General features: G+C 27.2%; 11 protein-coding genes and 1 other annotated feature. Of the genes, 10 read left to right on the top strand and 1 reads right to left on the bottom strand.

Translation table 11 applies throughout. The features are described 5' to 3' along the window. Positions 1–133: 133 nt before the first annotated feature. Positions 134–1,180, bottom strand: coding sequence for a patatin-like phospholipase family protein (locus tag KQI36_RS16605; protein ID WP_216451878.1), 1,047 nt, complete (start codon positions 1,178–1,180; stop codon positions 134–136). A gap of 1,434 nt (positions 1,181–2,614) precedes the next feature. On the opposite strand from KQI36_RS16605, the gene KQI36_RS16600 reads away from it, so the two are divergent. The 10 genes from KQI36_RS16600 to metG all read left to right on the top strand — a co-directional run bounded on the left by KQI36_RS16600 (position 2,615) and on the right by metG (position 15,042). After that, the gene (locus tag KQI36_RS16600; protein ID WP_216451877.1) at positions 2,615–3,766 is read left to right on the top strand and encodes a sensor histidine kinase; all 1,152 of its coding nucleotides are present in this window, start codon (positions 2,615–2,617) and stop codon (positions 3,764–3,766) included. 2 nt (positions 3,767–3,768) lie between these two features. Further along, positions 3,769–4,407: a response regulator transcription factor gene (locus KQI36_RS16595; protein WP_216451876.1), complete on the top strand. Its 639-nt coding sequence runs from the start codon at positions 3,769–3,771 to the stop codon at positions 4,405–4,407. An 88-nt stretch (positions 4,408–4,495) separates the two neighbouring features. Next, positions 4,496–5,431 (top strand): ABC transporter ATP-binding protein, encoded by a 936-nt coding sequence (locus KQI36_RS16590; RefSeq protein WP_216451875.1) that lies wholly within the window; start codon positions 4,496–4,498, stop codon positions 5,429–5,431. A 13-nt stretch (positions 5,432–5,444) separates the two neighbouring features. Further along, positions 5,445–6,539: an ABC transporter permease gene (locus tag KQI36_RS16585; RefSeq protein ID WP_216451874.1), complete on the top strand. Its 1,095-nt coding sequence runs from the start codon at positions 5,445–5,447 to the stop codon at positions 6,537–6,539. Beyond that, on the top strand, positions 6,530–7,612 hold the full coding sequence (locus KQI36_RS16580; protein ID WP_216451873.1) for an ABC transporter permease: 1,083 nt from the start codon (positions 6,530–6,532) through the stop codon (positions 7,610–7,612). The genes KQI36_RS16585 and KQI36_RS16580 overlap by 10 nt, the downstream gene beginning before the upstream one ends. 281 nt (positions 7,613–7,893) lie before the next feature. Next, on the top strand, positions 7,894–9,108 hold the full coding sequence (locus tag KQI36_RS16575; RefSeq protein WP_216451872.1) for a cell wall-binding repeat-containing protein: 1,215 nt from the start codon (positions 7,894–7,896) through the stop codon (positions 9,106–9,108). 66 nt (positions 9,109–9,174) lie between these two features. Continuing rightward, on the top strand, positions 9,175–10,401 hold the full coding sequence (locus KQI36_RS16570; protein ID WP_216451871.1) for a cell wall-binding repeat-containing protein: 1,227 nt from the start codon (positions 9,175–9,177) through the stop codon (positions 10,399–10,401). A gap of 66 nt (positions 10,402–10,467) precedes the next feature. Continuing rightward, entirely contained in the window at positions 10,468–11,682 is a 1,215-nt protein-coding gene (locus tag KQI36_RS16565) for a cell wall-binding repeat-containing protein (protein ID WP_216451870.1), read from the top strand. A gap of 66 nt (positions 11,683–11,748) precedes the next feature. Then, complete coding sequence (locus KQI36_RS16560) at positions 11,749–12,960, top strand: cell wall-binding repeat-containing protein (RefSeq protein WP_216451869.1); 1,212 nt, start codon at positions 11,749–11,751, stop codon at positions 12,958–12,960. Positions 12,961–13,100: 140 nt separating this feature from the next. Next, positions 13,101–13,358, top strand: a binding site (T-box leader). Positions 13,359–13,419: 61 nt separating this feature from the next. Next, positions 13,420–15,042 carry a methionine--tRNA ligase gene (gene metG, locus KQI36_RS16555; protein ID WP_216451868.1) on the top strand — a complete coding sequence of 541 codons (1,623 nt, stop codon included), beginning with the start codon at positions 13,420–13,422 and terminating at the stop codon, positions 15,040–15,042. Positions 15,043–15,059: the final 17 nt, after the last annotated feature.

Genomic DNA, 15,059 nt, shown 5'->3' with positions numbered 1-15,059 from the left:
TAATATAAAAAAAATTAAATATTATTTTATAATAATATAAAATAAAAATTCAAATATTACACAAAATTTTTATAAAAAAAGGTTTCAACATTAAAATATTAAATGTCAAAACCTTTCAAATTTTGAGTGTTTATTAGTTGATTATAATGTTACTTCTTAAAGTTTCTTTATTATATCTGAGTAGAGTATTTTTATCATTGTTGTAATTTTTAATATACATTTCTGTGCTTATTTTTCCAGAGCTAATTAAATTTTGTTTAGTATCTGAGTCTATATAAAAATCTACAGTTGATACATTAAATGAATCTATAAAAATTGTCCTATCTTTGTCTTGTTGAGTTAGATAGGTATTTTCTTGATTTTCCATAAGAGTTGCAATAAGGTTCCAAGAAAAATTAAAAAATGAACTAATTTTATGATTTTTTGGTATAGCTGTATCTGTAAATATATCTAGCTTTTCTTTATTAACTAGTCTGAATCCTAAAGTTTCCTTGTTATACACGTATATAATATTTTCTTTTTGTTTTTTAAATTTTTTATAATAACTTGGAATTAAATAATGTTGAGCATCATGTACATATTTTATGCTATCAAATAACCTTATTGGATAATTAGACAGAACGCCTCCATCTACATAATAATAATGGTCTTTTTTTATAGATTTAAAAATTAGAGGGATTGACATGGAAATACGAATAGCATCTTTAATAGGCATATTTTCACAGAACTTATCTTCCGTAGAGAATGTTGCTACTAAATGGGTTGATAAATTTGTTCCTTGAAAAAACATGTCTTTAAATTCAGGATTACTTTTAATATCTTTAAAGGTAGAATTTTTATTGTTAGTTTTTTTATAAATTATTGATTCTATCCATTTAAGAAAAGCATTACCTTTAAACCATCCATAACCGTTGAAAAATAATCTATAAAGATTTCTAATTATTCCAATATCATTATCTAAAAAATCTTTAAAATCCAAGTTAGCTAATTCATCTCTAATTTCAGTAACTGTGTATCCTAAACCCACTAAAAGGGCAATAATAGCTCCAGCAGATGTTCCACCAACTCGCTTAATATTTTTAAGTATCCCTTCACTTTCTAATACTTCTAAGGCACCTACATATGCAATGCCTTTAATACCACCACCCTCAAAAACAAGGTTTTTAAAGTGATAACCCATAACACCACCTCCTTTAAATTAAAAGTACATATATTTTAAGTTTATGGAATATAAATACAAAATGTTCATGCATTGTAATTAAAGTGTATTTGAATAAGTTATAGAAAATAAGTTAGACATCATAATAAGGGGAAAAATTGGGTCAGTCCAGTTTCTTTTAAATTAAAGTGGAGTAAACTTCGGTTTGAGAGAAAATCTAAGCAGAAGTTAGTAATAAAGTGTGGCACCGTAACAAATGGGACAGGCACGACAAAGGTAGCTCCATAAAATAAAAATCAGCTCTTTAAATTTAGTTACCATAAATAAAAAAAGTTAGCCAGTCCCTAAAGCAGTTAAGAGTTAATAAGTAATAGTTAAAAGTTGAGGTAAAAACTGGATTAAATCCAGTTTCTTTTTAATTTAATAGAGTAAAATCTAAATTTAGGATATAAAATTAAGCTAAGATTATTATTTAAATGTAGCACCGTAACAAGAAGGACAGGTTCACTTAGGTTTTACCACCATAAAAAATTTTAATACTCAATAAAATAGGCTAGATAAAATAAAATAGCAAGCAAAGAACCAGTACTTGATCTACAAAGTAGCGTAGTTGTTAGGGAATGGCTTTGATTTATTAGTTAAAAAATATAAAATTAGGAGAGCATTAGATATTAGGTACTGGTTCTTTGATTATTAAGTTATGGGAATATAGTATTTGTGGAATCTGCAATTTAAACAAAGAAACTAGCCTAAAATGAACCTGTCCCTCTTGTTATGGAAGTAGAACTTTGAGCAATTGCTCGCTTGGATTTTTTTAGAAAAACTATAGAATATTGATTATTTAGGAGTTTTAGATAGCTCCTTAGAAATTACCAATGGACAAAAGATAATTTAAAAAATTAAGAATTAGGAATTAATAATTATGAATTAAGGAGGAAACTGGGCTACCAGTTTCTTTAAATTTAAGGGAGTAAATTTCAGTTTAAGATATAAAACCAAACAAAAGCAATGTTCAAAGTCTACAGCCGTAACAAGAAGGACAGGCGTACTGAAGGATATTTTCCGTAAGTTATTTTTTCAGTGAAATCGAAAGATTATCAATAAAATCTAAAGAAATCAAAGCCGGTCCTAAAATAGTAGCTTTGCTGCGTAGATGTTCGGGACCGACTTTGAGTAATATTGGAGAAAAACTAAAATAAACAAAAGCATCTAGCCCAAAGTATAGTAAAGTAGCCAATTACGTGTCTGTCCCTTTTGTAATGGAGGAAGAACTATAGGATATTGATCATTTAGGAGTTTTAGATAGTTAATAGTTAAAATTTCAGGAGGAAACTGGATAAAATCTAGTTTCTTTAAAATTTATAAATTAATTTTAAAATAATTTAATTTATTATGACACTTATGTTAATATAAATATGGTAAATGATACAAGAAAAATTAAAGTTGGAGAATAGTATGAAAAAAAGTAGAGATTTATTGTTAATAAGGTATATAACGATTTTTATATTAATGTTTCAGTTATTTATAAAGGGAGAAAATAGAAGTATTATATGCCTAGTTTTTATTTTAATGTTTATTATAAACAATCATTTAAGGATGTTTTATTTAGAAAAAGAGTATAGTGTTATTATTTCAATAATAGTAGAATTATTAGTTATACCTATTGCTCAAATGAAATTTGGAGGAATTATTGCTTTTTATTTGGTTGGAGTATCTATAGATTTATTTACTTTAAAAAATAAAGTGTTTAAATACATTTTAGGTACAATAGTTTTATTAATGGAAATTTTGATAAATGATAATAAAAATATTGAACAGATTATCATATATTTTATTTTATTTAGTACATTTTTGATACTTTTAAATTATATATCAAAAATTTATAGCACAAAAATAGAAGCTCAACATCTTTATGATAAGCTTAGAATTTCAGAAGAAAAGCTTATAAAAGCTAATAATGAATTAGAAGCGTGTGTATATTCTATTGAAGAACTTACTTTATTAAAAGAAAGAAACAGAATATCAAGAGAAATTCATGATAGTGTTGGACATGCATTATCTACAGCTATGATTCAATTATCTGCAATGGAAGCTGTATCTCAAAAAGAAAATAGTAAAGTGAAAGATATGGCAAAGAATTTAAGATTATTTATTAACGAAAGTTTTAAAGATGTTAAAAGGGCAGTAAATGAGCTTAAGCCAGATGAATATGATGATTATCAAGGTATTTTAAGAATTAAAGAGGTATGCAATAACTTTGAGAAAATGTCAGGTATTCAAGTTAAAACATTTATATCAAAAGGGGACTGGAATCTGTCTACAAAACAAGCTAATCATTTATATAGGGTAACTCAAGAGGTATTATCAAATTCATTAAGACATGGTAAGGCAAAAATGGTGAAAGTTATTATGAATTTTACTAAAGATGAATTTATAATATCATTTAAGGACAATGGAATAGGAACATCAAATATTGAAGAAAGTGGAGTTGGTCTTAAAAGTATTAGAGAAAGAGCTGAAGAAATAGAAGGAGTTGTAGATATAAAATCAAGTTATGGAAATGGTTTTTTTGTTAAAATTACAGTTCCAAGAGAAGAGGAGAGGTAAAAATGGACAAAATTAAACTTTTAATTGTGGATGATGAAAAATTAATAAGAGAAGGTTTAAAAGTAATGCTTTCTACATTTGATGATATTGAAGTTGTTGGTATGGCTGAAAACGGTTATAAAGCTTTAGAAATTTGTAAAAACACAGATGTAGACGTTGTCCTTATGGATATAAGGATGAAAGAGTGCGATGGCGTTATGGGAACAAGGCTTATTAAAGAGCAGTTTGCAAAAATAAAGATAATAATTCTGACAACATTTAAAGATAAAGAGTATATTCAAGAAGCATTAAAATATGGTGCTTTTGGATATATGCTTAAGGATAGTTCACATGATGTTATTTATAATGGAATAAAGACAGCATATAAGGGTAATATGGTAGTTCATCCTGACGTAGCAATAGAAATGATAGGAATTAATACAGTAATTAAAAAAGATATACATAAATATAATCTTATAGAAAAAGAGATAAAAATAATTAAAGCAATTGCTGGTGGATTAAGTAATAAAGAAATTGCAGAAGAATTATTTTTATCAGAAGGAACAATAAAAAATAATATTACAAACATACTTTCTAAATTAGATCTTAGAGATAGAACTCAAATTGCTATTTTCGCTTTTAAAAATGGAATAGTGACTTAAGTCATGTGTTTTAGTGACTTTAAGTTATAGTTGTCCCCTTAGTAATGCCTTATTATAGGATTAAGGAATTACTTAAGGGGGTTTTTTTATGAGCATTATAAAAGTAAAAAACGTAACAAAAAGATTTAATGATAAATTAGTTTTAGATAATATCAATTATGAAGTAAAAGAAGGAGAGATATTTGGTTTTATCGGTCCAAATGGTGCAGGAAAGTCAACATTAATAAATATAATGACTGGACTATTAACTCCAGATAGTGGAACTATTGAAGTGTGTGGATATGATATTTTAAAGGAGCCAATTAAGGCTAAAAAGTGTATAGGGTATGTTCCGCAAGAATTAGCTTTGATGGAGGAGCTTAATGCTTTAACCAATTTAGAGTTTTTTGGAGCATTATATGGTCTTAAAGGCAAACTTTTAAAAGAAAGAATAGAAGAAGTTCTTAAAATAACAGGTTTAGAAGAAAAGAAAAAACAAAAAGTAAAAAAATATTCAGGTGGTATGAAAAGGAGATTAAATCTAGCAGTGTCTATTTTACACCATCCTAAGGTTTTAATTTTAGATGAACCTACAGTTGGAGTAGATCCACAATCGAGAAATCATATATTTTCTTTTATAAAAAATATATGTAAGGAATGGGGAACAACTGTAATATATACTTCACACTATATGGAAGAGATTGAGGAACTTTGCAAGAATGTATTCATAATTGATTTAGGAAAAGAAATAGCGTATGGATGTAAGAATGAGATTAAAGCAGCTGTATTTTCTAATAACAAAGTTATGATTGATGCAGAAAATGTAAGTGGCGAAATAATTATGAAATTAAACAAAGTAGATGGAGTTATAAAGGTATCTGATAAAGATGGAATTATTACTTTAGTTATTAATTTAGATTTTAAACTTGCAAATGTACTTGCATTATTAGAAAAACAAAATATAAATATAAAGAAAATTAGTTATGAAGAAGTAAAGCTTGAAGATGTATTTTTATCATTAACAGGTAAAACATTAAGGGATTAGAGGTGTTAATTAGATGAAGCTATTTTATTATATAAAAACTACACTAAAAAGTATGATTGCAAATGGAAGTGTAACAATATTATATTTTATATTGTTTCCTATTATTCTTGCAACTTTTATGGGGTTTGTACAAAATACTGACAATGATAATCCGTTAAAGTTAAAACCTGTAGATGCCCAAATAATTGATAAAGATAATAGTGATATGTCAAAAGGGCTTATAGAATTATTAAATAGCAAGGAAATGAAAGATATTGTAAGTATTGTAGAAACAAAACCAGAGGTTGAAATAATAATAGATAAAGGTTATGAAAATAATATTTTATCTTTAAATAAAGGAAGTATAACTATAAATAAAAAAGTAGAAGAAAAAGGTTTAGTTACAAATACGTTAAAGTCTATCCTAGATAAATATCATCAAAATTTATATGTAGAATTATCAGGTAAAGACAAGGAAAGTTTAAATAAGATAATAGATGAATCAATAATAGAAAGCATAATAATAGATACACCTAATGAAAACAATTCCTATAAAAAAATGGCAGCATCTATGATTGGATTTGTAATAATTATGCAGACATATACATTAATCCAAAGTGGGTATGCAGATGTAAGTATTAATTTAGGAAAAAGAATAGGTGCAACACCAATAACTGAAATAGAATATTTTTTTATTGAATATGTAGCGTCATTAGTATATGTATTTATTATACTTATCATATATGTTATGTTCTTTAGAATATTACGTATAAGTTTTTTAGGGAATTTTGCACATCTTATTATATTAATACTAGTTGGAACTATATTATCAGCATCAATATCTAAATGTATATCAACTTTATTTGGTGCCAAATATGGAAAAATAGTAGGAACAGTGATATTTATGTTACCGATAATTGGAGGAGAATTATTTGGAATAAAAGCAAATAAAGCTGGGATTGTTGCACCAACACACTATTTAAACAATGCATTTTCTTTATATAATTTTAATGGAAATTTGCAAGGATGTGGTAAATGGTTAGCAGTTATATTGATAGGCTCAATTATTATGATTTTAATTGCTATAGTAAAGATAATTTTTCATGGGAGGAAAAAGAGATGCAGTTAATAAGATTAGTATTAATTAATATTAAAAGACAACTTAAAAATCCTTTTATGGTAGTAATGACGGCAATAGCTCCTATTTTTATAATTATGTCTATATATGGAATGGTTTTTACAAATACAGATGATAATGAAGTTAGAGGAAATATAGGAGTTATAGATAAAAGTAATTCAGAGTATTCTAGTAATATTATTGAAAAATTAAATGAAAAATATAGTGTTGATATATTAAATGGAGAAGTGTCAGATAATATTAATTTAATTCGTGATAATAAATTAGGTGGAATTTATGTTATAGAAAAAGATTTTAAAGAGATATTAGAAGGTGGTAGCGTTCCCAAAATTAAGTTTTATGTTAAAGAAAAAACTAATGGAACAATAATGTCAGAAAATATTATAACTGATTATATAAACAGTATTTTACAAGAAGATATTAGTAAAGGATTAAGTACCAATGCCATTGAAACCATTATTAAAGAAAATGATATAACGGATAAATCAGAATATAGGATGATTATATCAATGCTATGTTATTTTATGATGATTGGTGGTTCTATTATTACAGAAGAAATTATTAACCTTAAAGATCAAAATGTATTAAAAAGAGCGGTATCAACAGGTAACTCAGATAGAATAATACTTGGAAGTTTATTTTTATCAACATTTATAATTCAAGGTCTGTTAAGTAGTATAGCATTTTCAATATTAATATTTTTATTAAGAATTTCAAACTATAATGTAATTCAAGGAATTTTTGTTATATTCTTAGGCAGTTTAATTACAACATCTATAATATTAGCTGTAACAAGGTGGATTAAAAATAAAACTTTAGCAAGCTTATTTTTAGTTATTTTCGGACTAATATCATTTGGAATAGGAATCGTTAGTTCACATATGGAATCTTTAGAAAATGTTCCTATAATGTTAACAAGAATAAGTGCATTTTCTCCATTTACATGGTTAATTAAAATATTAGATACAGGTGAAATTATAATGCCAAGCTTTATTATAATTTTAATGGCAATAGTATTTTTTACAGCAGGTAGTTTTAGATTAAGGGAATTTGTTAAAAATTAGTTTTGATTTATAAAATGTTTATACAAAAACTATAGAATATTTTAAAGTATGAATTAAAGAAACTCCTTTTAGGGGTTTCTTTAGTTTTGGAAAAATTTATTTATTTATAAGAGAAGTATTTAATTCATTACTAGAAATGTATAGTACAAAAAATAAAATTGAGTACGAATATAATAAGGTATGAATTTGAAAAGTTTGAAAAAATAACTAAAATTGTATAAAGTATATATTGGTAGTTATATAACTATAAAAAAATGAGATGAATTTAAGGGGAATTATTTATGAGAAGTAAGAAATTATTAAAAACTATAGCAATAGTTTGTACATTTGCAATATTGTCAAGTGGGTCAATGATTAAAAATACATATGCAGATGAGAATGGGAACTGGACTAAAAATAGATTATGGGGTTCAGATAGGTTTGAAACTGCGAATAAGATAGCAGATGAATTTTGTAAAACTAATGAGGAACTTGGATTAACTTTAGAATATGGAGAATATTTTTATCCTGATTGTGCAACCACATCAGTAGATACAATAATTCTAGCTAATGGGTTTAATTATCCTGATGCTTTATGTGCAACTCCATTAAGTAGAACATTAAATGCACCAATATTATTAACTCATCAAAATAATTTAACAGATTCAACAAAAAAACAAATAGAAAAAATGAAAATTAAAAATGTAACAATAGTAGGTGGACAAGCTGCTATAAGTGAAAGTGTAGAGAATCAATTAAAATCTATGAGAATGAACGTTAACAGACTTAGTGGAATAGATAGATATGAAACTTCATATGTAATAGCAGAAAAAGTTGCAGAAGGAAAGAAACTAAAAGGCGCAACAATTGTAAGTGGAATGGATTGGCATGATGCTATGATAGCTTCACCAACAGCGGCTATAAAGGATATACCAATGCTTTTAGTTCCAATATCAGACAACCCAATTTTGCCAAAATATAAGGAATTATTAGAAAGAAATAATTTAAATCTAGACCGTGTCTATTCCTATGGAGATTATACAAAAGAAACAACTCCTGAAATACTTAGAAAGATTATACCACAGCCTATTGGAGATGATGGAGGATATAAAAATTTTGTTGGTGTATCTATGAATAAGTATGTTAATTGTTTTGATATATTAGAACATCAATATTCAAATATTCTTCCATATAGTGTTGGTGAAAATGTATTTATAACCCGTGGAGATGATTTTGCTGATAGTTTAACGGTTGCACCGTTAGCAGCTAAAATGAGTTCTCCAATAGTTTTTGGAACAACTGTTCATAAGGGCCATACTAAATGGGATGAATTTAAGAATAATGCAGAATTAGAAACTATAAAACTAAACTATAAAAAAACACCAGAAGATGCAAAAAAATTTTGTAATAGAGTAACGATAAAAATACTTAATACAATGAGAAGTACAACATTAATAGGTGGGTCATCTGTTATGCCAGAGAATGCTGATGATATATTTGAAGGTATATGGGAATAGAAATAAAAAATACATTGGTAGTTATACAAATAGAAAAAAGTGAAATGGATTTGAGGGGAATTATTTATGAGAAGTAAGAAATTATTAAAAACTATAGCAATGGTTTGTATATTTGCAATATTGTCAAGTGGGTCAATGATTAAAAATACATATGCAGATGAAAACGGAAATTGGACTAAAGATAGAATATGGGGTTCAGATAGGTTTGAAACTGCTAATAAAATAGCAGATGAATTCTGTAAAACTAATGAGGAGCTAGGATTAACTTTAGAATATGGAGAATATTTTTATCCTGATTGTGCAACTACATCAGTAGATACAGTAATTCTAGCAAATGGATTTAATTATCCTGATGCTTTATGTGCAACTCCGTTAAGTAGAACACTAAATGCACCAATATTATTAACTCATCAAGATAATTTAACAGATTCAACTAAGAAACAAATAGAAAAAATAAAAATTAAAAATATAACACTGGTTGGTGGAACATCAGCTATAAGTGAAAATGTAGAAAATCAATTAAAATCTATGAAAATAAACGTTAGTAGACTTGGTGGAATAGATAGATATGATACATCATATCTAATAGCTGAAAAGGTTACAGAAGATAAAAAAATAAAACAGGCTACAGCTGTAAGTGGAATGGATTGGCATGATGCAATGATAGCTTCATCAGCGGCGGCTATAAAAGACGCTCCACTATTATTAGTACCAACTTCTGACAACGAAGTATTACCTAAATATAAATCTTTATTAGAAAAAAATAATATAAATATAGTAAATGTTAATGATTATGGTAGTGAAAAAGAATTAAAGACAGAAATTTTGAGCAAGATGATACCAAATAATTTATATATAGATAAAGAAAATAGTGGATTTTTATATAAAAATACTGAAGCACCAGCAGAAAATAAGTATGTTAATTGTTTTGCAATATTAAATCAAGCATATACACGTGATTTACCATATGAAGTTGGCGAAAATGTATTTTTAACACGAGGTGATGATTTTGCAGATAGCTTAGCAGTTGCACCTTTAGCAGCTAAAAAAGCTTCACCAATAGCTTTTGGAACACCAGTTCATAAAGGATGGAGTAAATGGGATGAATTTGTTGAAGATGCAAAATTAGAAACTATAAGATTAAATTATCAGATGAAACCTGAAGATGGAGAGATATTTTGTAATAAAGTAACAACAAAAATTCTTAATACAATGAGGAGCACAACATTAATAGGTGGTTCATCAGTGATGCCAGAGAATGCTGATGATATATTTAGAGGTATATGGGAATAGAAGATAATAATATATTGGTAGTTATATAAATAGAAAAAAGTGAAATGGATTTGAGGGGAATTATTTATGAGAAGTAAGAAATTATTAAAAACTATAGTAATAGTTTGTACATTTGCAATATTGTCAAGTGGGTCAATAATTAAAAATGTATATGCAGATGAAAACGGAAATTGGACTAAAAATAGATTATGGGGTTCAGATAGGTTTGAAACTGCGAATAAGATAGCAGATGAATTCTGTAAAACTAATGAGGAGTTAGGATTAACTTTAGAATATGGAGAATATTTTTATCCTGATTGTGCAACTACATCAGTAGATACAGTAATTCTAGCAAATGGATTTAATTATCCTGATGCTTTATGTGCAACTCCGTTAAGTAGAACACTAAATGCACCAATATTATTAACTCATCAAGATAATTTAACAGATTCAACTAAGAAACAAATAGAAAAAATAAAAATTAAAAATATAACACTGGTTGGTGGAACATCAGCTATAAGTGAAAATGTAGAAAATCAATTAAAATCTATGAAAATAAACGTTAGTAGACTTGGTGGAATAGATAGATATGATACATCATATATAATAGCAGAAAAGGTTTCAGAAGGAAGAAAAATAAAAGGTGCAACAATTGTAAGTGGAATGGATTGGCATGATGCAATGATAGCCTCACCAACAGCAGCTATAAAGGATATACCAATGTTTTTAGTTCCAATATCAGATAATCCAATACTTCCTAAATATAAAGATTTATTAGAAAGAAATGGCTTAAGTCTTTATGATGTGTATTCTTATGGAGAGTATAATAAAGAAACTAAACCAGAAATACTTAGAAAGATTATACCACAGCCTATTGTAGATGATGGAGGATTTAGAAATACAACTGGAACATTTGAAAATAAATATGTTAATTGTTTTGCTATACTTAATCATCAATATCAGAGAATTCTTCCATATAGTGTTGGTGAAAATGTATTTTTAACTCGTGGAGATGATTTTGCTGATAGTTTAACTGTTGCGCCATTAGCAGCTAAAATGAGTTCACCAATAGTTTTTGGAACAACTGTGCATAAAGGATGGAGTAAATGGGATGAATTTAAAAATAATGCAGAATTAGAAACGATAAAAATAGATTATAATAAGACACCAGAAGATGCGAGAAACTTCTGTAATAAAGCAACAACAAAAATTCTTCATACAATGAGAAGTACAACATTAATAGGTGGTCAATCTGTTATGCCTGAAAATGCTGATGATATATTTAGAGGTATATGGGAATAGAAGATAATAATATATTGGTAGTTATATAAATAGAAAAAAGTGAAATGGATTTGAGGGGAATTATTTATGAGAAGTAAAAAAATATTAAAAACTATGGCAATAGCGTGTGCATTTACTATATTATCAAGTATGTCAATTAAAAATGTATATGCAGATGAAAATGGAAACTGGACTAAGTATAGATTATGCGGTTCAGATAGATTTGAAACTGCTAATAAAATAGCAGATGAATTTTGTAAAACTAATGAGGAGTTAGGATTAACTTTAGAATATGGAGAATATTTTTATCCTGATTGTGCAACTACATCAGTAGATACAGTAATTCTAGCTAATGGATTTAATTACCCTGATGCTTTATGTGCAACTCCGTTAAGTAGGACATTAAATGCACCAATATTATTAACGCATCAAGATAATTTAACAGATTCAACAAAAAAGCAAATAGAAAAAATGAAAATTAAAAATGTAACAATAGTTGGTGGAGAAACTGCTGTAAGTGAAAGTGTTACTAACCAATTAAAGTCTATGGGAATAAATGTTATTAGGCTTGGCGGAATAGATAGATATGAAACTTCATATGTAATAGCAGAAAAGGTTGCAGAAGGAAAGAAACTAAAAGGTGCAACAATTGTAAGTGGAATGGATTGGCATGATGCTATGATAGCTTCACCAACAGCGGCTATAAAGGATATACCAATGCTTTTAGTTCCAATATCAGATAATCCAATACTTCCTAAATATAAAGCTTTATTAGAAAGAAATAATTTAAATCTTGACCGTGTTTATTCATATGGTGAATATAAAAAAGAAACAACTCCTGAAATACTTAGAAAAATTATACCACAACCAATTGGAAGTGATGGAGGATATAAGAATTCAGAAGCAACTGGTGAAAATAAATATGTTAATTCTTTTGCTATACTTAATCATCAATATCAGAGAATTCTTCCATATAGTGTTGGAGAAAATGTATTTTTAACTCGTGGAGATGATTTTGCTGATAGTTTAACCGTTGCACCATTAGCAGCTAAAATGAGCTCACCAATAGTTTTTGGTACAACTGTACATAAAGGATGGAGTAAATGGGACGAATTTAAAAATGATGCAGAATTAGAAACTATAAAAATAGATTATCCGATAACACCAGAAGACGGAAAAATATTTTGCAATAAAGTAACAACAAAAATTCTTCACACAATGAGGAGCACAACATTAATAGGTGGTTCATCAGTAATGCCAGAGAATGCTGATGATATATTTAGGGGTATATGGAAATAAAAAGTAATAATTGATGTAAAAAAAAGATATTTTTTCTTTTTTAAGTTGAAATCTTAAAAAATCTTTATTTGCTTTTTATTTTAATATTAATATTGACAATATTATTAAAAAAGGTATAATAAAAAACAATATATCGAAAAATAAATGCGATGAAAAGGAAAGTACCTTTAAGAATACTTATACAGAGAGCTTTAAGTTGGTGAGAAAAAGCAAAGGATATTAAAGTGAAAATGGCCTTGGAGTAGTGCACCGAGATTTAATTTTTAAGTTAAGGCTGCAACGGGTTCACCCGTTATAGTGATAGAGTATAATCATTGTATGACGTACTTGAAAAGGCATATATTGTGAGATATATGTGAATTAGGATGGTAACACGAAGTATTACTCTCGTTCCTAAGATTAATTTCTTAGAAACGAGAGTTTTTTTATTTTAAATTTAAATTAATAGGAGGAGATAAAATGAACATATTAATAGGAGGAGCTTGGCCTTATGCTAATGGGTCACTACACATAGGACATATTTCATCATTATTACCAGGAGATGTATTAGCAAGATATTTTAGAGCGAAGGGAGAAAATGTTTTATATATATCAGGAAGTGACTGTCACGGAACACCAATATCAATTAGAGCTAAAAGTGAAGGTGTTTCTCCATCATTTATAGCTAATAAATATCATGAGGAATTTAAAAACTGTTTTAAAAAACTTAATTTTTCTTATGATTATTATTCTAGAACTGATGATGAATTTCATAAAAAACAAGTTCAAGATATAATAAGTTTATTGCATGAAAAGGGATTAATTTATGAGAAGGAAGTTGAGCAGATTTATTGTGAAAACTGTAATCAATTTTTACCAGATAGGTATGTGGAAGGAGTTTGTCCAAAATGTAATTCTATAGCAAGAGGGGATCAATGTGATAATTGTGGAAGTTTATTAGAACCACTTGAATTATTAGATAGAAAGTGCAAATTGTGCGGAAGTGAACCTAAAGTTAAGGAAAATAAACAATTATATTTTTCATTATCAACATTTCAAAGTGAAATTGAAACTCACTTAGAAAAAGTAAGAAATGATTGGAGATTAAATGCTGTAAATAATACAGAAAGATATTTAAAAGAGGGACTGTGTGATAGGGCAATATCAAGAGATTTATCTTTAGGTATTGATATTCCTATAAAAGGGTTTGAAGATAAAAAGGTTTATGTTTGGATTGATGCAGTACTTGGATATTTCACTTTAAGTAAAAAGTGGGCAATAGAGAAGAACAAATCTTATGAGGATTTTTGGAATGAAGATGCTATTTCTTATTATGTACATGGAAAAGATAATATACCATTTCATTCTATAATATTACCAGCTTTAATAAAGGGCTTAGGTTATGATAAATTACCAGATAAAATAGTATCAAGTGAATATTTAACACTAGAAGGTAAAAAAATATCTACAAGCAATAACTGGGCTGTGTGGGTACCTGATTTAGTAGAAAATTATAATTCAGATGCATTAAGGTACTTTTTCTTAATAAATTCACCAGAAAAAAGAGACACTGATTTTTCGTGGCAAGAATTTGTAAATAGTAACAATGGTGAATTATTAGGTGCATATGGTAACTTAGTAAATAGAACTTTAGTTTTCGTAAAAAAATATTTTAATAATACTATTCCTAAGGGAAATGTGGATTACAATATAAATAAAAAAATTAAATATTTATACCATTCAGTTGGAAACCATATAGAAAATGGAAATTTTAAAATAGTAGTTGAAGAAATTTTTAGTTTTATAAGAAGTATCAACAAATATTTTGATGAGAAAACACCATGGATTACTATTAATTCTAATTTAGAAGAATGTAAAACAACAATATATAATTGCTTATATTCAATAATAAACATAGCTAACTTACTAAATCCATTTTTACCTGAATCATCGCAAAAGATTAAAAAATGGTTAGATGTTGAAGGAGATAAGTGGCAAAGTATTGAACTTATATCAGGTAAAGAAATTAAAGATTTTCACATATTATTTGAAAGACTTGATAAAAAGATAATAGATAAGGAAAAAGAAAAGTTAATGAAATAATAAAAATATTATAAAGT

The organism is Clostridium senegalense, assembly GCF_018916625.1.
In the GTDB taxonomy this organism is placed as follows: domain Bacteria; phylum Bacillota; class Clostridia; order Clostridiales; family Clostridiaceae; genus Clostridium_J; species Clostridium_J senegalense.
Note: the sequence above shows the minus strand (reverse complement) of the source record. Positions and strands in the feature narration are given on the sequence as shown.